This window comes from Serratia sp. HNCC26DJ206 (genome assembly GCF_057180605.1).
Genome location: NZ_JBXUGP010000129.1, coordinates 1 through 618 on the forward strand (window position 1 = coordinate 1; position 618 = coordinate 618).

1 protein-coding gene is annotated in these 618 nt (G+C 41.1%); it reads left to right on the forward strand.

Going from position 1 to position 618, the window contains the following annotated elements; all coding sequences use genetic code 11:
* Nucleotides 1-18: 18 nt before the first annotated feature.
* Nucleotides 19-618, forward strand: a 600-nt coding sequence (locus tag AC2A1E_RS24255) for a DUF6708 domain-containing protein (RefSeq protein ID WP_484385884.1), incomplete at its 3' end; no start/stop codon positions are given.

Below are 618 nucleotides of genomic sequence, written 5' to 3' on the forward strand. Positions count from 1 at the left end.
CACCCGTCGAAGGAAGGTATGCAAAAAACACAGACCCGTATAAGGGATGTGGGGTATAACTTTTCAAAACTAACTCCTCAGGCTGAGGGATGGTTCGAGGATTTACCTGAGAAGTATGAGCAGCACCCCACAGCCCCGCAATTAATCAGAGTCAATGAGATTAATGATGTATACATGGAAATTCCTCGCCATGAGAATATCATGTGGTCTGGTATGTGGATTATGAGTATTTCGAGTCTGATTTTCTTTTGTGTGTTCTGTTATCTATTTTATTTTTTTGATTCTTATTCAAAAATAACGCCAGATGATAGTATTTTTAAATTTTTTGTTGTTTTATTTTTTATTTCGTCATTCTTGTTTTTTTTCAGAATGGCTATCTTCGTACCTCGAGGTATGCCCGTTCGTTTTAATCGCAAACGCCAAAAAGTCTATGTCTATGAGCATCAACGCAGTATCTGGCCTTGGATGCGCTGGCCAACGGTAATTAAAGTATTCGACTGGACGGATATTCATGGCGAGTTGATACAAAGGGCTGGGCGCTATGATCAGGGATATCGGTTGTCCTGCGCGGTGTGCAAGCGAGGAACCTACGAAGTGGTGGATAGATTTATCCTGAAC